Source organism: Sphingobium quisquiliarum P25 (genome assembly GCF_000445065.1).
GTDB classification, from domain to species: domain Bacteria; phylum Pseudomonadota; class Alphaproteobacteria; order Sphingomonadales; family Sphingomonadaceae; genus Sphingobium; species Sphingobium quisquiliarum.
Genome location: NZ_ATHO01000076.1, coordinates 1 through 22,390 on the forward strand (window position 1 = coordinate 1; position 22,390 = coordinate 22,390).

General features: G+C 64.6%; 24 protein-coding genes and 1 tRNA gene. 16 read left to right on the forward strand and 9 right to left on the reverse strand.

The features are described 5' to 3' along the window. Nucleotides 1-271 precede the first annotated feature (271 nt). Both L288_RS43455 and L288_RS31195 read left to right on the forward strand, forming a co-directional pair. Nucleotides 272-1,144, forward strand: a complete 873-nt coding sequence (locus tag L288_RS43455; RefSeq protein WP_021238131.1) for a helix-turn-helix transcriptional regulator — start codon at nucleotides 272-274, stop codon at nucleotides 1,142-1,144. Between the two features lie 219 nt (nucleotides 1,145-1,363). Further along, nucleotides 1,364-2,149: an SIMPL domain-containing protein gene (locus tag L288_RS31195; RefSeq protein WP_021238132.1), complete on the forward strand. Its 786-nt coding sequence runs from the start codon at nucleotides 1,364-1,366 to the stop codon at nucleotides 2,147-2,149. A gap of 16 nt (nucleotides 2,150-2,165) precedes the next feature. Here L288_RS31195 and nhaA read toward each other — a convergent pair whose 3' ends face one another. The 5 genes from nhaA to L288_RS31215 form a co-directional block, all read right to left on the reverse strand. After that, the gene (nhaA, locus tag L288_RS31200; protein WP_031304323.1) at nucleotides 2,166-3,356 is read right to left on the reverse strand and encodes a Na+/H+ antiporter NhaA; all 1,191 of its coding nucleotides are present in this window, start codon (nucleotides 3,354-3,356) and stop codon (nucleotides 2,166-2,168) included. 51 nt (nucleotides 3,357-3,407) lie between these two features. After that, nucleotides 3,408-4,040, reverse strand: coding sequence for a glutathione S-transferase family protein (locus L288_RS31205; protein ID WP_021238134.1), 633 nt, complete (start codon nucleotides 4,038-4,040; stop codon nucleotides 3,408-3,410). Between the two features lie 74 nt (nucleotides 4,041-4,114). Continuing rightward, nucleotides 4,115-7,504 carry a PAS domain-containing protein gene (locus L288_RS43015; RefSeq protein ID WP_021238135.1) on the reverse strand — a complete coding sequence of 1,130 codons (3,390 nt, stop codon included), beginning with the start codon at nucleotides 7,502-7,504 and terminating at the stop codon, nucleotides 4,115-4,117. Between the two features lie 210 nt (nucleotides 7,505-7,714). Further along, nucleotides 7,715-8,731: a zinc-binding alcohol dehydrogenase family protein gene (locus L288_RS31210; RefSeq protein ID WP_021238136.1), complete on the reverse strand. Its 1,017-nt coding sequence runs from the start codon at nucleotides 8,729-8,731 to the stop codon at nucleotides 7,715-7,717. A 56-nt stretch (nucleotides 8,732-8,787) separates the two neighbouring features. Then, on the reverse strand, nucleotides 8,788-9,534 hold the full coding sequence (locus tag L288_RS31215; RefSeq protein WP_021238137.1) for an SDR family NAD(P)-dependent oxidoreductase: 747 nt from the start codon (nucleotides 9,532-9,534) through the stop codon (nucleotides 8,788-8,790). A gap of 341 nt (nucleotides 9,535-9,875) precedes the next feature. On the opposite strand from L288_RS31215, the gene L288_RS31220 reads away from it, so the two are divergent. The 7 genes from L288_RS31220 (at nucleotide 9,876) to L288_RS31250 (ending at nucleotide 13,855) form a co-directional block, all read left to right on the forward strand. After that, the gene (locus L288_RS31220) at nucleotides 9,876-10,292 is read left to right on the forward strand and encodes an Arm DNA-binding domain-containing protein (RefSeq protein WP_021238138.1); all 417 of its coding nucleotides are present in this window, start codon (nucleotides 9,876-9,878) and stop codon (nucleotides 10,290-10,292) included. Between the two features lie 182 nt (nucleotides 10,293-10,474). Continuing rightward, nucleotides 10,475-11,083: a hypothetical protein gene (locus L288_RS31225; RefSeq protein ID WP_021238139.1), complete on the forward strand. Its 609-nt coding sequence runs from the start codon at nucleotides 10,475-10,477 to the stop codon at nucleotides 11,081-11,083. Nucleotides 11,084-11,182: 99 nt separating this feature from the next. Further along, entirely contained in the window at nucleotides 11,183-11,446 is a 264-nt protein-coding gene (locus L288_RS31230) for a hypothetical protein (RefSeq protein WP_021238140.1), read from the forward strand. Next, the gene (locus tag L288_RS31235; protein WP_021238141.1) at nucleotides 11,443-11,727 is read left to right on the forward strand and encodes a hypothetical protein; all 285 of its coding nucleotides are present in this window, start codon (nucleotides 11,443-11,445) and stop codon (nucleotides 11,725-11,727) included. The genes L288_RS31230 and L288_RS31235 overlap by 4 nt, the downstream gene beginning before the upstream one ends. Then, entirely contained in the window at nucleotides 11,721-12,401 is a 681-nt protein-coding gene (locus tag L288_RS31240) for a hypothetical protein (protein ID WP_021238142.1), read from the forward strand. The genes L288_RS31235 and L288_RS31240 overlap by 7 nt, the downstream gene beginning before the upstream one ends. A 25-nt stretch (nucleotides 12,402-12,426) precedes the next feature. Then, nucleotides 12,427-12,882: a Maf family protein gene (locus L288_RS31245; RefSeq protein WP_021238143.1), complete on the forward strand. Its 456-nt coding sequence runs from the start codon at nucleotides 12,427-12,429 to the stop codon at nucleotides 12,880-12,882. Nucleotides 12,883-13,105: 223 nt separating this feature from the next. Further along, nucleotides 13,106-13,855, forward strand: a complete 750-nt coding sequence (locus L288_RS31250; RefSeq protein WP_152522059.1) for a Crp/Fnr family transcriptional regulator — start codon at nucleotides 13,106-13,108, stop codon at nucleotides 13,853-13,855. Between the two features lie 133 nt (nucleotides 13,856-13,988). Here L288_RS31250 and L288_RS31255 read toward each other — a convergent pair. Further along, nucleotides 13,989-14,079 (reverse strand) — tRNA-Ser (locus L288_RS31255). Nucleotides 14,080-14,308: 229 nt separating this feature from the next. Here L288_RS31255 and ald point away from each other — a divergent pair. The 3 genes from ald (at nucleotide 14,309) to L288_RS31270 (ending at nucleotide 16,989) form a co-directional block, all read left to right on the forward strand. Next, nucleotides 14,309-15,424 carry an alanine dehydrogenase gene (gene ald / locus L288_RS31260; protein WP_021238145.1) on the forward strand — a complete coding sequence of 372 codons (1,116 nt, stop codon included), beginning with the start codon at nucleotides 14,309-14,311 and terminating at the stop codon, nucleotides 15,422-15,424. A 229-nt stretch (nucleotides 15,425-15,653) separates the two neighbouring features. Continuing rightward, nucleotides 15,654-16,484 carry a sulfite exporter TauE/SafE family protein gene (locus L288_RS31265; RefSeq protein WP_021238146.1) on the forward strand — a complete coding sequence of 277 codons (831 nt, stop codon included), beginning with the start codon at nucleotides 15,654-15,656 and terminating at the stop codon, nucleotides 16,482-16,484. 139 nt (nucleotides 16,485-16,623) lie between these two features. Continuing rightward, a complete protein-coding gene (locus L288_RS31270; RefSeq protein WP_021238147.1) occupies nucleotides 16,624-16,989 on the forward strand; it encodes a hypothetical protein in 366 nt (121 codons plus the stop codon). 36 nt (nucleotides 16,990-17,025) lie between these two features. On the opposite strand, the gene L288_RS31275 is transcribed toward L288_RS31270, so the two are convergent. Continuing rightward, complete coding sequence (locus L288_RS31275) at nucleotides 17,026-18,228, reverse strand: phospholipase D-like domain-containing protein (protein WP_021238148.1); 1,203 nt, start codon at nucleotides 18,226-18,228, stop codon at nucleotides 17,026-17,028. 118 nt (nucleotides 18,229-18,346) lie between these two features. On the opposite strand from L288_RS31275, the gene rpoZ reads away from it, so the two are divergent. Next, complete coding sequence (rpoZ, locus tag L288_RS31280) at nucleotides 18,347-18,691, forward strand: DNA-directed RNA polymerase subunit omega (protein WP_021238149.1); 345 nt, start codon at nucleotides 18,347-18,349, stop codon at nucleotides 18,689-18,691. Between the two features lie 219 nt (nucleotides 18,692-18,910). Here the strand turns inward: rpoZ and L288_RS31285 are convergent, their stop codons facing one another. Beyond that, nucleotides 18,911-19,357, reverse strand: coding sequence for a hypothetical protein (locus L288_RS31285; RefSeq protein ID WP_021238150.1), 447 nt, complete (start codon nucleotides 19,355-19,357; stop codon nucleotides 18,911-18,913). Nucleotides 19,358-19,498: 141 nt separating this feature from the next. Between L288_RS31285 and L288_RS31290 the strand changes: the two genes are divergently transcribed. Further along, a complete protein-coding gene (locus tag L288_RS31290; protein WP_021238151.1) occupies nucleotides 19,499-20,170 on the forward strand; it encodes a spermidine synthase in 672 nt (223 codons plus the stop codon). A gap of 12 nt (nucleotides 20,171-20,182) precedes the next feature. On the opposite strand, the gene ung is transcribed toward L288_RS31290, so the two are convergent. After that, nucleotides 20,183-20,869: a uracil-DNA glycosylase gene (gene ung, locus L288_RS31295; protein WP_021238152.1), complete on the reverse strand. Its 687-nt coding sequence runs from the start codon at nucleotides 20,867-20,869 to the stop codon at nucleotides 20,183-20,185. 86 nt (nucleotides 20,870-20,955) lie between these two features. Between ung and L288_RS31300 the strand changes: the two genes are divergently transcribed. Together L288_RS31300 and L288_RS31305 are read left to right on the forward strand one after the other, a co-directional pair. Then, nucleotides 20,956-21,933 carry a serine hydrolase gene (locus L288_RS31300; protein ID WP_031304329.1) on the forward strand — a complete coding sequence of 326 codons (978 nt, stop codon included), beginning with the start codon at nucleotides 20,956-20,958 and terminating at the stop codon, nucleotides 21,931-21,933. A 58-nt stretch (nucleotides 21,934-21,991) separates the two neighbouring features. Then, the gene (locus L288_RS31305) at nucleotides 21,992-22,357 is read left to right on the forward strand and encodes a DUF962 domain-containing protein (protein ID WP_031304330.1); all 366 of its coding nucleotides are present in this window, start codon (nucleotides 21,992-21,994) and stop codon (nucleotides 22,355-22,357) included. Nucleotides 22,358-22,390 lie beyond the last annotated feature (33 nt).

A 22,390-nucleotide genomic window follows, 5' to 3' on the forward strand; every position in this document is an offset into this window, starting at 1 on the left:
CGTGACCGTCGCTCCCGCCCCGGCGAGTGCCGACGCGATGGAGATTCCCACGCCCGACGATGCGCCGGTGACGATGGCGGTCCGGCCGCTCAGGTCCATGCCGCGCAGCACATCGTCTGCGGTGGGTAAGTCCGCGCTGTCGTCAGTGGGCATTGCCTCTCCTTCTTTTGTCCGGGGCAGTTTACCGCGCGGCGCATGGCGGGCCAATCCGGCCCTTGCCGTTTGGCGCATGATCCAGCAACATAGCGCATCTTTTCGACATGGAGCGGCCATGGCCATTCGCATCGCCGATGCGCAGCGCAGCGACGATCTGGTGCAGCGGCATATCGCCCTGCCGGGCGTGGTGGTGGAACTGTGCGCCTTTCCTGAGGTGGAGCCGGAAACGGTGGTGGTGAAGGAGCAGCAGGCGATCCTGTCGCTTGGGCTGTCGCGCCTGATGCCAGGTTCCTTCGGGCGGGTGGCGGGAAGCGGGCGCGCGCCCTTCGTCCGCTTCGGCGCCCTGGGCTTCCGCCCCGCAGGCGTGCCGATGGAAATGCATGTGTCCGGCGGTGCCTTCCACACGCTGCGCTGCCGTTTCGAAGAGGCGCGCATCCGCCAGGCGCTTGGCCCCGGCCCGCTGGACGAAGCCGCGCTGGCGGCCTGTTTCGACATTCGCTCGCAGGCGATGGAAGACGCCATGCTGCGCCTCGCGGTCGAGGTGGACCAGCCGCAGACGGACAGCGCTGCCGTCGCGCAGGCGCTGGTGACGATCCTGCTGATCGACCTGAAACGCTATCTGGCCGGGACCATGGCGCGCATCCATCGTCACCGGGGCGGGCTGACGCCGCGCATGCTGCGCCGGGTGCTGGAGCGCATCGACGAAAGCGGACCGCCGCCCGATATCGACAGCCTCGCGGCATCCTGCGGGCTTAGCCGGTTTCACTTCATGCGCAGCTTCCGCGCCACCATGGGGATCAGTCCCGGCGCTTTCACGCAACAGGTGCGCATGCGCCGCGCCAAGGCCCTGCTCGCGGGAGACGAGCGCAGGCCGCTTGCGGACATTGCGCGCGAACTCGGCTATTCCGGCGCGCCCGCCTTCTGCGCGGCCTTCCGGCAGCAGGTCGGGCACTCGCCCGCCGCTTATCGCAGCCTGCTTTTCAAATAACCCCGCTCCAGACATGAAGCGGGGTCAAGTTTGGGTCGCACTACAGGCAAAAACCTGCGCGGCATGAACGCGTCCGCCTCGTTGCGGTTCCGACATAATCCTTAAGGGTAAGTCGGCGTCCCCATAGTGCCCCTGAACCTGCGCGTGCCATGAAACCCGATGGCCCGCGCAACGTTTCGCCAGCATAATGAGGCCGGGATGATGAGGGAGGAATTACTGATGAGATTGTTGGCTTTCATGGCGATCGCAGCCGGTGCGGCATCGGCCGCCCAGGCCCAGTTGCCTGCCGCCAGTCCCGTGCTTTCGCCGGAGGAGACATTGCTGGTGGTCAGCGGGGAAGGGCAGAGCCGCCGCGTGCCGGACGTCGCCCTCTTCTCGGCGGGCGTGGTGACGCAGGGCAAGACCGGCGGAGAAGCGCTGAGCGCCAACGCCGCGCGCATGGATGAGGTGGTGAGGGCGCTCAAGCGCGCGGGCATAGCGGATCGCGATATCCAGACGTCCGCTCTGTCCCTGCAACCGCAATATTCCAACCCCGAACAGGAGGCGCAGATGCAGGCGCGTCTCAGCCGCCAGCCCTATGTCCCGCCAGCCCAGCCGCAGGCGCCGCGCATCATCGGCTATGAAGCGCGTAACAATGTGCAGGTGCGCGTGCGCAAGCTGGGCGCCATGGGATCGATCATCGACACGCTTGTCTCGGCGGGCGCCAATCAGGTCGACGGCCCGTCCTTCACCCTGGATGATTCCAAGGCCGCTCTGGATGAGGCGCGGGTCGAAGCCGTGAAGGAAGCCCGCTCCCGCGCCGAACTCTACGCGCGCGCGGCGGGCCTCAGGATCAGCCGCATCCTGTCGATCAGCGAGGGCGGAGGCTATTATCCGCCGCAGCCGGTCATGGTCACCGGCCGTTTCGCCGGATCGGCCGCGCCCCCTCCGCCGCCCAGCCCGGTCGCTCCCGGTGAACTGACGCTCGGCACCACCGTATCGGTGCAGTTCGCGCTGCGGCCGTAGCGCGCCGCCTTAGCCCTCATCCCGGCGCGGGCTTCACCGCGGGCACGATCCGCAGGATGATATAGCCGATGACGGCGGACGCGACGGAGCCGGACAGCACGCCCAGTTTCGCCGCGTCATTCTGGTGCGATCCTTCGCCAAAGGCGAGGCCGCCGATGAAGAGGCTCATTGTGAAGCCGATGCCGCACAGCACGGCCACGCCATAGACCTGCGCCCAGCGGGCGTCGCGCGGCCGTTCCGCCCAGCCCAGCCGGACCAGCAGCCAGATGACGGCGAAGATGCCGGACTGCTTGCCCAGGAACAGGCCCAGCGCCACGCCGGCCGGCACCGGCGTCAGCAGGTCGGACAGCGCGAATGCGCCAAGGGCCACGCCCGCATTGGCAAAGCCGAACAGCGGCACGATGGCATAGGCGACCCAGGGGTGCAGCTTATGTTCCATGCGGGAAAGGGGGGAAAGCTGGTCGTCGGGACGCCCCGGCGTCCGCGCCAGCGGCACCGTCATGGCGACGGCCACCCCCGCCAGCGTCGCATGCACGCCCGATTGCAGTACGCAGGCCCATACCGCTATTCCCACGGCTGCATAGGGGATCAAGCTGTTGACGCCCCGCCGGTTGCAATAAGCCAGCACCGCCAGCCCCAGCGCCGCGCCTGCCAGCGGCAGCAGCTTCAATTCGGCCGTGTAGAAAAGGGCGATGATGATCACGGCGATCAGGTCGTCGATGATCGCGACCGCCGTCAGGAAAATCTTGAGCGAGGAAGGAATGCGGCTGCCCAGCAGCGCCAGCACGCCCAGCGCGAAGGCGATGTCCGTCGCCGCCGGTATCGCCCAGCCGCGCAGGCCGCCGGGCTGGCCGCTGTTGAAGAGGATGTAGATGATCGCCGGGACGGTGACGCCCACCGCCGCCGCGACGCCGGGCAGGATGCGATCGGGCCATCGCGAAAGCTGGCCGTCCAGCAGTTCCCGCTTGATCTCCAGCCCCACCACCAGAAAGAACAGCGCCATCAGCCCGTCATTGATCCAGTGCAGCAGGCTCATCCCCGCGACATGATGGTGGAGCGCCGAAAAATAGCTTTCGGACAGGGGCGAATTGGCGACGGCCATGGCCGCGATCGCGGCCATGATCAGGATGATGCCGCCCGACGCCTCCGTCTTCAGGAAGGCGCGCATCATGGAAAAGGGGCGGGCGAGAGGTCTGACGGTGCTCATGCGGGGCAGGCGTAACGGTCGCGCACCGGCAGGGCTAGCCCGGCTGGCCGTTCATGACGCCTGACGCGGATAGACCACTGGCCCCCCGGCGGAAATCGCCTTCTGATAGGCAGGGCGGGCCCGGAACCGTTCGACATAGGCGCGCAGGTTCGCATGATCGGCCAGCAGGCCCGCGCTCTCCGCCAGTTCGAGCAGATAGGCGAGGTGAATGTCCGCGATCGTGAACTGATCGCCCATCAGCCAGGGGCCATCCCCCACGCCCTGCGCGATATAGCCGATGGTCTTGGCGAGTTCGGACTCGGCAAAGGCCGCCATCGCTCCCTGCAAGCCGCCAGTGACGCCCCCGATCAGGTTCAGCATGACCGGCAGCGCGGCGGAGCCTTCGACATAATGGAGCCATTCGTCGTGGATCACCCGCGCATCGCTTCCGGCGGGCGGAGCCAGGCGGCCATCGCCATAACGATCGTTGAGGTAGGACAATATGGCCGCCGATTCAGCGATGGTCAGCCCGTTGTCGACGATGACCGGGGCCTTGCCCAACGGGTGGACGGCGGCGAGTTCCGGCGGCGCGCGGAAGCTGGGCAATCTTTGATGCACCACCAGTTCATAGGGCAGCCCGAATTCTTCGAGCGCCCAGATGATGCGGGTCGATCGGGAATAGACGAGATGATGGAGCGTGATCATCGATAGGGGCCCTCTGGCGTTGGATGGACATGGCCTATACGTGCTTGCCGCACAGGCCCAGCGAAATTCGGTGCTTATGTCTCCCCGGTTCCCGACCCCGCCTCATTTCCCGTCAGTTCGGCGATGCAGGCGGCAAGGTCGGCCTGCCGGAATGGCTTGACCAGCCGCGTCAGGTCCGGCGCGACCCCGTCCGTTTCGGCATAGCCCGACACCAGCAGAACGGGCAGGCTGGGCCAGCGGCTTCGCACCTCCATGGCGAGGTCGCTCCCTGAACGGCCCGGCATAAGGTGATCGGTCACGATCAGGTCCGGGGTCAATCCGTCCGACAGCCTGTGCAGGGCCTCTTCGGCCGAGCTTGCCTCCACCACGTCGAACCCCAGTTCGGCCAGCATGTCCGCCGTGCTCGCCCGGACGAATGCTTCGTCGTCCACCAGCAGGGTGGTGCCCTTGCGGCCCGGACGGACGGCCGGTTCGGCAGTCTCCGCCTGCGCGGGAACAGGCTCGCCGCCCGCGGGCAGCCACAGTTCGATGTTGCTGCCGATCCCCGGTTCGCTGGCGATCGTCAGCGCGCCGCCAAGCTGCGCCGCCAGCCCATGGACCATGCTCAGCCCCAGCCCCGTGCCCTTGCCCACGCCCTTGGTCGAATAAAAGGGCTCGATCGCGCGCTTGAGCGTTTCGGCGTCCATGCCGGTGCCCGTGTCCGCGACGGACAGCCGGACATAGGGGCCGGGCGGCAGGCCGGTGGCGTGCCCTGATCCAATCTCTTCCTTCACTGCCGAAATGCGCAGCACGCCGCCATCGGGCATGGCGTCGCGCGCGTTCACCGACAGGTTGAGCAGCGCCATTTCCAACTGGTTGGGATCGGCGACCGCGCTGGGAAGGTCCTGCGCGACATCGACCACGACCTTGATCTGCGGGCCGGTGGTCGATGCGATAAGGTCCGCCATCCCCTGCACCAGTTCGCGGATATCGACGGAGATCGCCTGCAAGGGCTGCCGCCGCGCAAAGGCCAGAAGGCGCTGCACCAGCACCCGCGCCCGCTCCGCCGATTGCAACGCGCCGTCGATCAGCCGCTGCTCCCTCCCGGTTCCGACGCCCCGGCGCTGGAGCAGGTCCAATGCGCCGATGATGGGCGACAGCAGATTGTTGAAATCATGGCTGACCCCGCCCGTCAGGCTGCCCATGGCCTCCAGCTTCTGGCTCTGCCGCAGCTGTTCTTCCGCCTGCACCCGCGCGGTGACATCGCGTGAGCTGCCGATGATCCGGCTGACGCGGCCGCTCGCGTCCCTGACCGGCACCAGCACCGTATCCCAATGCTTGCGCCCGGCGGGCAGGTCGATCACCTCGCGATAGCTGACCGGCTCCCGCGCGGCGGCCGCCCGGCGGTAATTGGCGGAAACCTGCGCCGCCGCTTCCCGCCCGATCTGCTCCTCCAGCGGCCTGCCGCGCAGTTCCGCCGAATTGAGGCCCGTCAGCGCTTCGTGCGCGGGATTGAGTTCCTGAATGGAAAAGCCGCCATCTTCCGCCACGCCGATGACGAACAGCGCCTCGGCCGTATTCTCGAAATAGGCGCGGTACAGCGCGTCCGCTTCCCGCCGGGCCGCTTCCGCCCTGGCGAGCTGCTGCTGCTCGTGAACGCGGGCGGTGACGTCATATCCGAACAGGCTCGCGCCCACGATTTCGCCATCGGCCGACCGCACCGGCGCGAACTTCATGTCATACCAGTGGCGCGCGCCCTGCGCGTCGGTAAATTCCGATATCTGGCCGAACGCCTCGCCCGCCAGCACGCGGCTCCACATCTGCTTGACGCCCTCATAATGGCGCGGCGTGCTTTCCAGCAGCGTCAGCAGATTATCGCCGGTCGCGGGGCGGAAACCGAACACCCGCTGATATTCCTCCGCCGAAGCGGCATTGATGGCCAGGAATGTGAAGTCGCGGTCCAGTATCTGGACAAGGGCGCTGGTGGTTTCGAACAGGTCGGCGAAGACCTTGCGTTCGGCGAGCGCCGCCGCGACCCGCTGCTCCAGCGTTTCGTTGAGTTCGCGCAGCCGCGCTTCCGCCCCGGCCCGCTCGATATAGGCCCAGCACCGCTCCACGGCGGCTTCCACCAGCGACACCTCTTCGGGCTGCCATTCGCGCGCGTCCGACTGATGGACCGCCATCATCGCGGCGAGCTGCCCATCCTTGAGCAGCGGGCAGCAGATGATCGCGCCGATGCCGGTCGACAGGAACATTTCGCGCCCTTCGCCCGGCGCCAGTTCCCGCGCTATGTCGTTGATGACGAGCGTGCGGCCAAGGCGCATGCCCTCAGCGGCGCGGGGACCGAACAGGTCAAGGCTGTATGTCCCGGCCGAACTGGCGACGCCCGGCGCGGTATAGTCGCCGCGAATGATGAAGCGGTCATTGTCCGCATCGACGTCCGCATAGGCTGTCCGCGATGCGTGGAGATGCTGCGCCAGATGTTCCGCCGCCCGGCGCATCACGTCCGATGCGTCATGCGACGTGCGCAGCTTGTCGTCCAGCTCGCTCAGGAAGCGAAGGCGGCTTTCGCTCCTGCGCAGTTCCGCTTCGGCATTGACGCGTTCGGTGACGTCCGATCCCTCGACGAAAATGCCGGTGACCTGGCCCTGCGCATCGGTGATCGGCTGGTAGACCACGTCCACGAAGCGCCGTTCCACCGGCTCGCCGCCTGCGCGGTTGAGTTCGACGGGAACCGCCGTGCCGACATAGGATTTGCCGGTCTCGTACACCTTGTCCAGCAGTTCGAAATAGCCTTGCCCTTCGACTTCGGGCAGCGCCTCGCGCGCTGGCTTGCCGATGATATCGGTGCGGCCGACCAGCTTGAGATAAGCAGGATTGGCAAGCTCCATTATATGCTCTGGGCCGTGCAGCATGGCCATGAAGTCCGGCGCCTGGTCGAACATCTGGCGCAGCCGCTCGCGCTCCGCCACCGCCCGGCGCTCGCTCATCACCCGTCCGGTGGTTTCATGACCCTGGTTGAAGACCCCCGCGACCGACCCGTCCTCGCCGCGTATGGGGGTGAAGCTATAGTCCCAATAGCTTTCCTGGACCGCGCCGCCCCGCACCATCGGCAGCATCTGGTCGTAGGTCGAATAGCCCTCGCCCGTCCGGCGCACCAGCTCGAACTCGCTGCTAACGACATCCCATATGTCGGACCAGACCTGCTGTGCGGGCTGTCCCAGCGCGGCCGGGTGGCGCTCGCCCGGAATCGGCGCCCACGCATCATTATAGAGGATGCGCAGGTCAGGACCCCAATAGATCGCCGTCGGAAAGCTGGAATGCAGGCAGATGGACAGGGCGGAACGCAGCGATTGGGGCCATAGCCGGGGCGGGCCGAGCGGCGTGCTGGCCCAGTCATGGGCCCGGATGCGCGCGCCCATCTCACCCCCGCCGGTCAGAAAGTCGAGATCGTCTCCGTCACCTTCTTCCTGTTGCGGGATCATCGATCGAAGGGCTCTCTTACAGAAGGACTATATAGAAGAATGTCCCATCATACACGCGACTTGCGCCTCTTTGCCAACCGCTTCTTGCGCGCAGAACATAGGTTAAGAAGGATGTCGCTTCGGCCCTCTGGCCCCTCAGAACCAGTTGCTCGAAGCCTTCTACTTCTCTCATTAGAATAACAGTCCGGGGCAGGCGGAAACCTGCCCGCCTTACCCGGCGGAAATGCCGCGCAACACCAGCTTGCCCACCATCGCGCCGCTTTCGACCAGCCCATGCGCTTCCTTGAGCGTGGCGGCATTCATCTCCCCCAGGTCGCGGGTCATGGTGCCGTGCAGCATGCCCTCATCGATCAGGCGAGCGATCTCGCCAAGGATATGATGCTGCTCGATCATGTCCGGCGTTTCATAGATGGACCGGACGAACACGCCTTCCCACGCCACCGTGATCGCCTTCTGCCGCAGGCCAGCAATGTCGAACGCCTTCACATCGTCGATGACCGCCAGGCTCCCTTGCGGCGCGATGATGCGGGGGTAGATCGCCAGATGCCTGTCGCTGGCGGCAAGGCTGGCGACGAAGTTGACCGCCTTGACGCCGATCCTCGCCAGTTCCTCGTTCAATGGCTTGCGATGGTCGATGACATCATGCGCGCCCATCTGCGTGGCCCAGGCGATCGTCTCGCTTCGCGATGCGGTGGCGATCACCCGCAGGCCAGTCAGTTGCCGGGCGAGTTGAACCAGCATCGACCCGACGCCCCCGGCGCCGTTGACGATCAGGATCGCCTGCCCCTCACCACCGCCGCGCGGCACGCGCAGCCGGTCGAACAGCAGTTCCCACGCGGTCAGGCCAGTCAGCGGCAGCGCAGCCGCCTCGGCGAAGTCCAGCGATCGCGGCTTGCGGCCGACGATGCGTTCGTCCACCGCATGCAGCTCCGCATTGGTTCCCGGCCGCTTGATCGTTCCGGCATAGAACACCTCGTCGCCCGGCGCGAACAGCGTGACATCGGACCCGGCCGCCTCCACCACGCCAGCCGCGTCATAGCCCAGGATCATCGGCTCTCCTGACGGCTTCGCGCCTGCCCGGACCTTCGTATCCACCGGATTGACCGATACCGCCCGCACACGCACCAACAGGTCGCGCGGTCCGGGGACCGGCTTGGGAACCTCCAGGTCCAGCAGCGCATCCTCACGGTCCAGGCTGCCGCCCTGCCGGAAACCGATCGCCTTCATGCCACTTCTCCTGTCAGCCCGGCAGCGGGGCTATGCCATCACCATCCGCTGCCGCCTTACAGTTGCGCCGTGCCACCATCCACGAAATAGTCCGACCCTGTGACATAGCTCGCCTCGTCCGACAGCAGGAACAGGGCGACGGCGGCGGCTTCCTCGGCCGTGCCCATGCGTCCCAGCGGCGTGCTCGCGGCCATATGCTCCTCGATCGTCGCCGCATGTTCTTCCGGCAAGCCCAGCCGGTTGAAGAAGTCGGTGCGGATCGGGCCGGGGCTCAGCGTGTTGACGCGGATCTGCCGTGGCGCGAGTTCGCGGGCGAAGCCGCGCACCATCGACCGCACCGCTCCCTTGGTCGCTGAATAGAGGGCGCTTGCCTCCATGCCCTTGTCCTTCGCGATCGAGGCGGTGACCAGGATGGACCCGCCATCCCGCAGCACCGGAGCCAGCGCCTGCGTCGCGAACAGCGGACCACCGACATTGACGTCCATCAGGTTGCGGTAAAGATCGGCGCTTATCATGCCCAGCGGCGCTCCTGCTCCCACCCCTGCATTCAGGAACAGCCCGTCAATCTTTCCGAACAGCCGCGCTGCTTCCTCCGCCAGCGCTTCGGCCGCTTCGGGCTTCGCCGCATCGTTTACCAGAAGGTGGACGCCCGGAATCTGATCGCGGACGCTTTCCAGTCGGGCGCTGTTCGACCCGGTGACAAGCACCGACCCGCCTTCCTCCACGATCCGCCTGGCCGCCGCGAGGCCAATCCCGCTGGAACCGCCGGTGATAACGACGGACTTGCCGCTGAACCTTTGCATGCGTCATCTCCTTATGCCGTTGCGCCTGAAGCCATTAAGCACCCAAGCCGTCTCTGTCACTGCCATGCCCTCTCGCAAGGGAGGAACAGCCCAGAAAACGCGCCCGGCGCTGCTCGCAAGCGCAGGCACCGCCGTCTGTTTCCGGCACTTGATTTTGCAGGTAAATGGCGGAGCGGGAGTCCGCCTGATTGAGCGCTCGGGAGCGATCAAGAACGGCCCAAAAGCCTTGTATCGCCAGTCTCTTAGTGAGACATTGACCGCTCCTGATCGCTCACGATTGTTATGGATTTTTCAACGTTTATGGCGGACAAGATGGCGGACAAGCCCTCCCGGAGCCGCCAATGCCTCGCCTCGCCTATCTGCATCCCGCGCAAGTCACGAAGATCGCCAAGGCGAAGAAGCCGGGCCGCTATGCCGTAGGGCATGTTCCGGGGCTCTATCTTCGCATTGAAGGCAACAGCGTCGCATGGGTTCTGCGGACGAAGATCGGCAAGGATGGTCGCCGCGCGGAAATCGGCCTTGGCCCCTACATCGAACGGCGCGACGCTGAGGCGATGATCGGCGAAGTCGAACCATATGAGAAGACGCTAGCCGAAGCATACGAATGGGCACGTCGGCGGCGATCGGGCATCCGGGCTGGCGTCGATCCGGTCGAAGCCAAGCGCGAAGCCGCCGCAGCCCGTGCCGCCGAAGCCAAGGCGCTAAAGAACGCGGCCGTCAACATCATGCGACATGTCGCCGTGTCGCCTACCCCCTAGGACGCGACACGACACGACATCCCCCTTTAGGGGGTGTCGCGTGTCGCGTGGGTGGCGATGGCCTTTGACGGAGTGAGGCTCCGCCCAATTTAGAAGAAACCGACGCATTTGCGGGCGAAATCACCGAGGTCGCTGAAGCTGTCCGCCATACCGTCCGCCATAACTTGAAAGGAACGCCCCCGATGACGCGAAGGAAGCGAGTGTGGGCAACCCAACCGCAGCCGTTCAACGAACGCGCTCACCCGATCGTCGCAGACGTGATCGACGCTGCCGAACGATGGTTGATCCGCAACGGCGTATGCGAGCCGCAGCAGACGGACGAATATCTCACGATGGCCTACGTCAAGGAGTGTGGGCAGTTCCTTGAACACGGCTGCTATACCGAGAACGAAGGCCGCATTGCCGCAGACCTATTCCTTGCCCGTTTATCGAATGCGGGGACGAAGGCATTGAGAGAACGCTATCATCGAAACTATGATCTATGCGCGTTGCAGCTACATTGGCACACGCCATATTACTTTCAGGACTATCATCGCATTCTGCGGCTAACCTACATTCATCTTCTTCGGACACTCGAAGGCATAGATGAAATCGATCGTAACGGCGTCCTGAAGCTGGCGGCTCGCAATTTGCCCGGCGTTCGAACTGATATCAATCGCGAACGCCGCAGGCGCGGAGCAACCGAAGATCGCTTGTTAATTGCAGATGGCGAACTTAGCCGTAGTATGGCGCACTTCTACGGTTCCAACTTAGTGGAATTGAAGATAATAACGAATAGGCCAAAGAGTTGAACTTAACGCATACTTGTCCCAATCATGTTTTTACTTGCTGATTGGCTGTCATTCGGTTAGTTGAGCCGCCATAGCTTAGGCTTAGGTGGCAGACTTTTGATGGCTTGGGGTGACGCAACGCAAGGAAATCAGGGCGGTTCGGCTGCAACCCCCTCCACCCCGGCGCGTCGATACCGTGCGAAGCTGGCGACCGTCGCGGACGTGAACCGCGAAATCCAGCGCATCTATCGCGAAGCCCGATCGTCGCTGATCCCGGTCGATCACGCATCGAAGTATGCGAACATCCTGTCGATCATCGCCCGCATTCACGAATCGTCGGACTTGGAAGCGCGCATCGCTGCACTTGAAGGCGGGCGGCGATGAGCGCCTATCTCGCCCCGCGCGTCGCCAAGCTTGAAGATCGCCGCCGCACGCCGGTTCATGTGTCGCACGTGATCGAAGCCCACGAAGGCGAGACGACCGAAGACGCCGTTGCCCGGTTTAGCGAGCGCTACGGCCATGATCTTCCGAAGCGTCGCCATGCCGTGCTGATCGTGCCGACTTGGCCGACGATCGACGCATTCGCCGCAGCCCTGAAGGCGCAGCAAACCGAACTGATCGATTGGGTCCGATCGCAGCATCCCAAGGAACCCGCATCATGTTGAAGCTACTCGTTCAAAGCGAACCGGCGCAGGACTTCGTTCGCACGATGGGCACCGCCGTAGGACGCAAGACGTTCCTTGGCGATCATGCGCGGCACCCCGCAGTCATGAACTTCGTCACCGCCTCGCATACGGCGATGGAAGCGGCCGTGGAGAAGCTGAAACGGCTTGCCGATGATCCTACGCGATCGGAGCCCGAGAAGCACGACGCCGCTCGCACGCTGGCAAATCGGCTGATCGCCACGCTCGAAAGTTCGCATGGCAGCATGATCGGCACGGCAACGAAGATGGTGCGCGAAGCGTCCGAAGCCGTCGAATTGCAGTTCGCGCCGAACCCAATCCGCGCCGGGCTCGAAAGCGAAATCCGCATTTGGGTTCGCGAGGAAGCGAAGGCGGGCAATGTCGCTGCCATTCGCAAACGGTTAGAGCAAAATCCCGAAGTCGCGGCTGTCATCTATCATTCGCCCGACTTTTTGCTCGGGCTTGCTGAAGAAGTTCATGCCAACTTCAAGACCGATGCGGTCGAGAAGCACGCGCCAACACAATACAAGGCGATCGAAGAAAGCTTGGCAATCGAGAAGATGGCCGAACACTATCCGATGGTTATCAAGAGCGTCCGCATGTCCTTCTTCAACAACGCCATCGCCGACAAGGCGAAGCTTCGCGTCGAAGTCTGAAGCCGTGACGCTCGCGCAAGATCGCTTGGCCGCAATCGCCGCGTGGATCGACGCGAGTAGCGGCCCGCGTCGCACGCCGATGGCGGGCGAAACGCTGATCGGACCTTGGGCCGTCATCGTCGCATCTGACTTCAGCGAACCGCCGACGCCCGAATTCGACGTAGATGCGTTACCGCTATGGGTTCCGGCCGAACAAGCTGAAGGCGTCGCATTGCCGCCGATCGTTACGGCCGCGCCCGCGTCGCAGACGCGCATGGCCTACCGGCTCGGGCATCTGATCTGGCGCGTTCAGGACGGCACGTTGCCGCCGTGCGCGATCGTCGGACTCGATAGCCCCGCCGAGCCGATCCTAGCGGCCGTGGAGCGCGCCGGGGCGGGTGCGGTGGACCTTGGCGCGTTCCCGCTTCTCGCTGCGCCCCTGTGGGCACTCTCGCCCGCCCATCGGGCCGACATAGCGCCGCGTCTTCCCATGCTTCGGTGATGCCACGCATCGAAGTTCGCCGCAGGCATCGCGAGTGCCACTGCGGACGAAGGCTAGCCCCCCGGTTCGAAGCCCACCCGAACCGGGGGTTAGTTCATTTTGGATCGTCAAAGATTAACCGGAACCAGCGAATACAAACCACGTTAAGCATAGCATCGCTATTCCATATCCGGCCGATAGCGACAGAGGGTTAGCTTCCCCCGGCCCAACGTGGGGAACTGACGTGTCAAGCAACCAAGCCAGCAAGCTTGAACCGATGCTTCGTAAGCTATCGAAGCGGACGGCTTTATCGAACATTGAACGCGAGGCTCTTTTGAGCCTGCCGTCACGTAGCGCCGCATTCGATCGCGGTGCTTACATGGTTCGTGAAGGTGACAAGGTAGAAACCTGCTACGCTCTCGTGAACGGGTTTGCATATCGTCAAAAGATGGCCGGTAGCGGTGCAAGGCAAATCCTGTCGATCCACCTTCGCGGCGATATGGTGGATTTGCAGAACAGCCTTCTCGACGTAGCCGATCATAGCGTTCAGGCTCTAACTCGCGTTGAAGCCGTGTCGATCCCACGCAAAGCCGTGATCGACTTAGCCGCTGAACACCCTAACATAGCGCGCGCCCTTTGGCGTGATACCTTGATCGATGGGTCGATCTTTCGCGAATGGATGTTGAACATTGGGCAAAGGGACGCGCATCAACGTATCGCGCACCTTTTCTGCGAACTTGCTGTGCGGCAGGAGGCGGCCGATATGTGCGAGGGTCCGAACTTCGCATGGCCGATGACACAGGAACAGATTGGTGACGCGACCGGCTTAACGTCCGTCCATGTGAACCGAACGGTTCAACGCATGCGAGGCGAAGGGCTTATCAACACCGCGAATCAAACAGTCACGATCGAAGATTGGCCCGCCTTGCAAGCGGCGGCGGACTTCAGCCGCGCCTATTTGCATCTGCCTGAAGCCCGCGCCGAAGGGCGCTGACCGCGATCGGCGAACCGGCGCGTCAATACCGCAGTTGTGTCGATCATCGCTCGATGGAGCGCATGTTGAAGGCGGACATTATGGCGGACGGCGCCGCCGCATCGCGGCTAAGTGATTGATTTCGCTAAGGAAATGGCGGAGCGGGAGGGATTCGAACCCTCGATACGCTTTTGACGTATACTCACTTTCCAGGCGAGCGCCTTCGACCACTCGGCCACCGCTCCGCATGCGCTGGAAGGCGGCTCCCTATCCTGTGCGGTGGCGGGAGGCAAGGGGATGCTTGTGTTTCTTTGACAGCGCTCGCGATCTCGCGGCGAGTGATGATGAAATTGCGGGCGGGAGCAACTATGTTACGGCAAATATGCTGTACGCAGGGTTGAGCCGGAGCGATCGCCGCGCCCGCTGAGCGCGCTTCGGCAAAGCCATCAACACCGCGAGGATGGAAGGACCGTCATGATCGTAGGAACCGTCAGGGAGATCAAGAATCACGAATATCGTGTCGGCTTGACGCCGGAGAGCGTGCATGAGCTGACGGCCCATGGTCACCGCGTGCTGGTGGAAAGCGGGGCGGGCGAGGGGATCGGGGCGCATGATGCGCTCTATACCCGCGCTGGGGGCGAGATCGTCGCCGATGCGCGGGAGGTGTTCGCCGCCGCCGGGATGATCGTCAAGGTGAAGGAGCCGCAGCCTGAGGAGCGCGCGATGCTGCGGCCGGGCCAGATCCTTTATACCTATCTTCACCTCGCGCCCGACCCCGGCCAGACGCGCGACCTTATCGCTTCGGGCGCGACCTGCATCGCCTATGAGACGGTGACCGATGGCCATGGCGGCCTGCCGCTGCTCAAGCCGATGAGCCAGGTGGCGGGCCGCATGTCGATCCAGGCGGGCGCGACCGCGCTGGAAAAGGCCAATGGCGGGCGCGGCGTCCTGCTGGGCGGGGTGCCGGGCGTTCTTCCGGCCAAAGTCTGCGTCATCGGCGGCGGCGTGGTGGGCTTCAACGCGGCCCAGATGGCGGCTGGCCTGGGGGCGGACGTCACCATTCTTGACCGGAGCCCGGAAGTGCTGGAACGGCTCGGCATCTATTTCGAAGCGCGGGCGAAGACGCGCTTTTCCAATCGCGCGAACCTGGCCGAATGCGTCGCCGAAGCGGATCTGGTCATCGGCGCGGTGCTGATCCCCGGAGCGGCCGCGCCAAAGCTCGTATCGGCGGAGATGCTGAAGATGATGAAGAAGGGCGCGGTGCTGGTCGACGTCGCCATCGACCAGGGCGGCTGCTTCGAAACCAGCCATCCCACTACCCATGCCGATCCCACCTATGTGGTCGATGGCATCGTCCATTATTGCGTCGCCAACATGCCGGGCGCGGTGGCCCGCACCAGCACCTATGCGCTGAACAACGTCACGCTCCCTCATGCGCTGCGGATCGCCGATCTGGGCTGGAAGGAAGCCTTGCGCGCCGATTCGCACCTGCTTGATGGCCTCAACGTCTGGGACGGCAAGGTGACCTACCGCGCCGTAGCCGAAGCGCTGGACCTGCCCCACACGCCCGCGGAGCAGGCGATCGCCTGAGCGAGACAGCCTTTCCAAACATTGCCGGTCCGCCTTGCGGGTTCCCCGCCCTGCTTCGTCTTGCCTGACAGGGGACGGTCGATTCCCCTGCCTTTGCAAGCTGCGCATCCGCCGAAGAGGGGTTCGGGTAACAGGTCATGGACGATCGCATATTTTCTTTCGCTTACCGGGGGGACGGCCTGGCCGGTCCCGCCTCCACACGCTCCGTCCGCAGCGGGGGAGGGCGCTGATGCACGGAGATGTTGCAAGCTGGCTGGTGCCGGTCGTGGCGATGATGGGCGCTGGCCTCTTTGCGGGCTTTGCGGCGGGCATTTTCGGGATCGGCGGCGGTTTCGTAGTGGTGCCTGCGCTGTTCGTCGTCCTGCCGCTGCTGGGTGGAACGCATGAGGCCATCGCCCATGTCGCGATCGGCACGTCGGCCGCGACGATCATCGTCACCTCCATCCGTTCCCTGCTGGCCCATTCCAAGCGCGGCGCTGTGGAGTTTGAGGTGCTCAAGGCCTGGGCGCCGTGGATCATCCTGGGCGATGGCGTGGGCGTGCTGCTGGCGGGTCATGTGGACGGCCGGGTGCTGACGATGATCTTCGCCGCTGGCGTTTTCCTGATGTCGCTCAATTTCCTGCTGCCCAAGGTCGGCGGCAAGGTGATCAGCGATGAGATGCCCTCCGGCATCGCGCGGGTCGGCATAGCGGGCGGGCTTGGCACCTTTTCCGCGCTGCTGGGCATTGGCGGCGGCACCATCGCCATCATGGTGATGACGCTGTGCGGCCGGTCGATCCATCGCGCCATTGCGACCGCGTCCGGCATCGGCACGCTGATCGCCATCCCCAGCGCCATCGGCTTCGCGCTGATCGGCCTTAAGGAAAGCGGACTGCCCTGGGGCTCGCTGGGTTATGTCAACCTGCCCGCGACGCTGGCGATCGCGTCGATGTCGATCCTCACCGCGCCGCTCGGCGTCGCCGCCGCGCACAGCCTGCCCGCTGGCCTGTTGAAGCGGATATTCGGCATCTATCTGGTGATCATCGCCTTCGTCATGTTCCGCAACGCGATCCGCATGTAAAAGGGGGAGGAAGGCCTTTCCGGCGGCTCCTCCTGCCGGTCAGGGCGCTCGGTTCGTCCATTCTGCACAGCCGTTCATGCACAAAGCGGATGGCGGGGCGTTTCCCCGGCATGAGCTTGCAAAGGAAAGGAGACGACCGATGAACCGTCCGATCTTCATGAGCGCCATCGCGCTGTCCGCGCTGCTGCCCGCCGCCGCCATGGCCGCGCCCTATGGCGCGCGCGCCAGCTATGAGGAGGAGCTTGCCCGCGCGGAAAGCCGGGGTACGCTGACGATGCCGATCGCGGGTGTCGAGAACAACGCCTGGTTCGACTATCAGACCGATATCGATGAAGCCCGCACGGAATTGAAGAAGGACCTGCGCGCCGCGACCGATGCGGAGGATGAGCGCGACGCCTGGGACGAATATCGCACCGAACTGGCCGACGCGCGGCATGATTATGTCAAGGAAATGAAGGAAAAGGGCTACCGCACCGGCCAGGTGCGCGTCTATTCCGCGCGCTGATGTGAGGAGAAGGGGAGGCCACTGCCTACCCGCCCGTCAGTCCGGGTCCGGATCGCGGAAATTGAGGCGGCGGGTGACGGTATAGTCAAGCACGCCGACCAGAAAATAGCTGATCCATTGCTTGATCAGGGTCAGCGGCCCGCGCTGGGCCTTGTAGCTTTCCAGCGTTATCCGCCGGCTTTCCGTTACCCGGCGGTCGATGAAATCGCGCATTTCGGCCGCCAGCGCCTTGTCCTCGATCCGCAGCATGATCTCCAGGTTCAGGAACAGGCTGCGCATGTCGAAATTGGCCGATCCGATGAAGACCGTATCGTCGATGACGATCAGTTTCATGTGCAGCTTGCAGGACTGATATTCCCATATCTCGACGCCGCGCTTCAACAGCGGGCCGTAGAGCAGCCGCGCCGCCGCCACGGTCGCGCCATTGTCCGATCGCGACGGCAGGATGAGGCGTGCGCCATCGCGCCGGGCGGCCCTGGCGATCCGCTTCAACATGCCCCGGCCGGGGGAGAAATAGGCCTCCACCATGTCCAGCCGCCGCGCATGTTCCAGGTCATGCTTCACCACCTGCGCCCAGGGGCTGAGGCGCCGGGTAGGGCCGCCGACCAGCCAGCGCATGGGGTCGCGCGGATCGTGGCGCGGGCTCGGATGCCAGTGGCGCACCATCCGCCGCAGCCTGCGGAAGCTTTGGCCCTTGCTCGACACCCAGCGCCACAGCTGCGCATACCAGCGGGTCATCGCCTTGACGTGCGGCCCGTCGATCAGCAGGCCAAGGTCCGCCCAGGCATCATCCTCCGGCAGGCCGAAATAATCATCCTCGACATTGAAGCCGCCCAGCAGCAGCCTTTTGTCGTCAGCGATCGCCATTTTCTGATGGTTGCGGATCAGGTATCGGGTGGACCGGCGCGTGCCGAACCGGCCGAACCGCCCGCCCGCCGCCACCAGGGGATCGAAGAAGGACTGCGGCGTGTCGGCCGAACCGAAGGCATCGATCATCAGCGTCACGGCGACGCCGCGCTCGCGCGCCGCGATCAGCCGGTCGCGCACCATGCGGCCGCTCTCGTCATCGGCGAAGATATAGTAATAGAGCTTCAAATTCCGCGCCGCGCCGTCGATCAGGTCAATGAGCGCCTGGCGCAGGGCAGGGCCGGTTTCGATGACCGTCAGCCGGTTGCCCTGGATTGGCAGGCTGATGGTGGCGTCATCCCGGCATGTTTCGATCCGCCTGTTCGTCGACATGCCGCACTCATGCTCCCTTTCACCGCGCCATGCCAAGGCTTTATGGCCTTTTCGTTGACTCTGGCGATCACGGCTGTTAGGCGCCGATTTCACGAATTTGCATGTTCAGGAGCGCCCTTTGGCCCGTGTTACCGTCGAGGATTGCGTCGACAAGGTTACCAACCGCTTTGATCTTGTTCTGCTCGCCGCCCAGCGCGCGCGGGAGATTTCCGGCGGCGCCGAGCTGACGCTGGACCGCGACCGCGACAAGAATCCGGTCGTCGCTTTGCGTGAAATCGCCGAAGAAACCATCCTTCCGGCGGATCTTCATGATTCGCTCGTCGCGTCTCTGCAAAAGGTGCAGATCGATGACGACGATACGCCGGACGAAATCGGATCGATCGCCCAGTCGGCGGAGGCGCTGCGCCTGACCGCCGCCGCGCCGCCGCGCAACCAGAATATCGGCGGCGACTACGACGGCTGATCGCCTGACGGTTTGGAGAGGGAATGGGGCCCGGCCTGCGCAAGCAGGACCGGGCCTCGACCGTTATGGGCAACTCAATCCTCCCTATGCGGAGCATGGGGAGGGGAACCGTCGGCGAGGCCGATGGTGGAGGGATAATCGCAAAGGCCGCGCCTTTTTCCGTTGCACCAGCCTGCGACAGTCCCCCTCGTCATCTTCGACAGGGAGGATGTTAAGCCCTCAATTCCCCAGACAAAAGTCCCGCAACGCCCGTGCATCATGCAGGGCATTATGCGGTATCCGGCTGTTGGCGGCGGCGCTGAACCCGGCGGCGTTGACCAGTTGCAGCTTCAATCCGTTAAGGTCGATCATCTGTCCGGGGCCGGTGACCAGCAGCGCGCAGAAATGGGCCAAATCCTCCGGCCAGTCGGCGACGATCACCGGATCGGGATCGCCCGCCAGATAGTCGGCCAGATGATGCGCCGCCTCCACCCGGTCCAGTTCCATGTCGATGCCCGGCGGCACATGACGCAGATAGGGCATCACATTGCGCTGCACCCAACCATGGGGCTCCTCCGCCAGAGGCAGGGACACGTAAAATTCATCGTCGCCAAATTCCGGCACCAGCGCGACGCTGATCAGCGCCCCCGCAAATCCGTTGAATTCGGTGTCGAGGAAATAACGCATCGGAACAATCTGCCTGCTAAGGGAAGGGGTTGGGAAGAGTGCTGCCCGGCAGATAGGCGGCAAAGACGCCAAGCGCCAGTGCCGCGAAAGTTTGCGTGCGCCGCGACAAGCTGCCATGCCGCGCCGACAGGAAGGAACCTCATGCAGCCCCGCGAACTGATCGACACGGCTCCCGTTCCGGGCGGCCAGCCATTGAAGCTCTACCGGCGCGGGCACGATCATATGATCGTGCTGGACGGCAATGAGCTGATGAGCAGCCGCATGAGCGGTTCGGAGAAAGCGCTGGCGGTGATGACGCTGGACCGGCTGAAGCGGGTGAGTGATCCCCATCTGCTTATCGGCGGCTATGGGATGGGCTTCACCCTGCGCGCCGCGCTGGCGAACATGGGGCCGGGCGGTCTCATCACGCTGGTTGAACTGGTGCCGCAGATCATCGCCTGGGCGCGCGGGCCGATGGCCGATCTGGCGGAAGGATGCCTGGACGACGCGCGCGTCCACCTGGTGGAGGGCGATGTCGCCGCCGTGATCGCGTCGGCGCGGGGCAGCTATGACGCCATTCTGCTGGACGTCGACAATGGCCCGGACGGGCTGACCACCCCCGCCAATGACCGGCTCTATTCCGCGGCCGGGCTTGCCGCCGCCAAAAGCGCGTTAAGGCCCGGCGGCATCCTTGCCATCTGGTCGGCCGCGCCCGATGCCGCCTTCACCCGCCGCCTGCGCGACGCGGGATTCCTGGTCGATGAAGTGGCGGTCAAGGCGCGCGACAATGGCAAGGGGCCGCGCCATGTCATCTGGTTCGCGGCGAAGCGCTGAAAGTCAGGCGCCTCAGGCGTTGGGCAAAGACCAGTCGATCGCGCCGCGCCCCTTCGCTTCCAGAAAGGCGTTGGCCCGCGAAAAATGGCGGCAGCCCAGAAAGCCGTTATGCGCCGACAGCGGGGAAGGATGCGCCGCCTTCAGCACGAGATGTTTCGACTGATCGACGAAGGCGGCCTTGCGCTGCGCATGCGCGCCCCACAGCAGGAAGACGACCGGCTCGTCCTTCTGGTTCACCAGCCGGACAACGGCGTCGGTGAACTGTTCCCACCCCTGTTTCTGGTGTGATGCGGCGCGCCCCATTTCCACAGTCAGGACGCTGTTGAGCAGCAGCACGCCCTGACGCGCCCAATGTTCCAGAAAGCCGTGGCGTGGCGGATCGATGCCAAGGTCGGTTTTCAGTTCCTTGTAGATGTTGACCAGCGAAGGGGGCGTGCGCACCCCCGGCCGGACGCTGAAGCACAGGCCATGCGCCTGTCCTTCGCCATGATAGGGGTCCTGCCCAAGAATGATGGCCTTCACCGTGTCGAGCGGCGTCAGGTCGAGCGCGCGGAAATATTCCGAACCCTTGGGGAAGATGCGCTTGCCCTGCGCCTTCTCGCTTTCCAGAAACTGTTTCAGCCCCTGCATATAGGGCTGCTGGAACTCCTGGCTCAGCGGCGTGCGCCAGCTTTCGTCGAGCTTGATCGTACTGGTCATGGCCAGTGCTGATGAACCCGCTGGCAAAGCCCTGTCAACAACGCTTGGCGCTTGCCCCGGCGGTGCAAATGGGAGAATATCGGGCCATGCCGCGCCCTTCCTCCCTTGCTGCCCTGCTGACGGCTTTCGGCCTGTTCCTCGCCCCGCTGCCAGCCGCCGACGCTTTCGGCCCCACGCCCAATATCGTTCAGCGCACGGCGGAGGCGCGCCTGCTGGGCGAATTCGAACGTTTCGCGGCGCTGACGGACGGAACGGTCGGCATCGCCGTGCGCGACCTGCACAGCGGCCAGTCGATCGGCATCAACAATGACACGCTGTTCCCGATGGCCAGCACCTACAAGGTCGCGGTCGCGGGCAAGATCTTCTCGATGGCCGACGCTGGCGCGCTCAACCTTGACGAGCGGCTGCCGCGCCTTGGCACGCCGCTGCCGGTCACCGCGCTGCTGGAACTGATGCTAACCCGCAGCGATAATGAGGCGACCGATGTGCTGGTGGCGCGCGCGGGCGGGCCGCAGGCGGTCAATAGCTGGCTCCAGTCGATCGGCATTCATGGCCAGCGGGTGGACAGCAACACCGCCCAGCTTCTGGAGCGGGCCAAGGCCGCCGCGCCGATGGGCGGGGACGAAGCCGCGATGGAGGCGGGCCTTTCCCCCCAGCAGCGCGACGCGCGCGACCTGCCCAACATGGCCTTCGCCGCCGATCCGCGCGACACCTCGACGCCGCGCGCGATGAACGACCTGCTGGCCGCGATCCATCATGGCAAGGCGCTCAAGCCCGGCAGCAGCGCGGCGCTGCTCGCCATCATGGCCCGGTGCAAGACGGGCAAGGCGCGGCTGACCGGCATGCTGCCGCCGGGCACGCAGATCGCGCATAAAACCGGCACGTTGAACGGCCTTGGCAATGATGCTGGCCTCATCGCCCTGCCCGATGGCCGGACCTTCGCCATTTCCGTGTTCGTGATGAAGGATCATCGCGGCCATGTGCTGCGCGACCGGATCATGGCCGAAGTCGCGCGGGCGGCCTATGACTATTTCCTCTTCGCTCCCGAAAGCCGCACGTCCTGACGCATTGCGCTTAGGCGCGGGGACGATCGCCGATAGCCTTCTCTTCGGGAGAGAGAAGGTGCGCGGACATACCGATTTCAGCGATTTCTGGCCTCATTATCTACGGGAACATGCGCGGCCGGGCACGCGGGCGATGCACTATGCGGGAACCAGCCTGGCGCTGTTGCTGGCGGGCATGCTTCCGTTGGCCGGGCGCTGGTGGATGATCCCGGCGCTGCCCCTTGCGGGCTATGGCTTCGCCTGGATCAGTCACAGCCTGATCGAACGCAACCGGCCCGCGACCTTCCGCCATCCCCTCTGGTCCCTGCGCGCGGACCTCCGCATGTGGTATCGATTCGTCACCGGGCGGATGAAGCATGAACTTGCGATTGCGGGGGTACGCCCCGACGGGTCGATCGATCCGGCCAAGCAGCGGCCGCTTTAGCGCGGCGCTGGCAAGGGTCATCCCTGTCGCTTG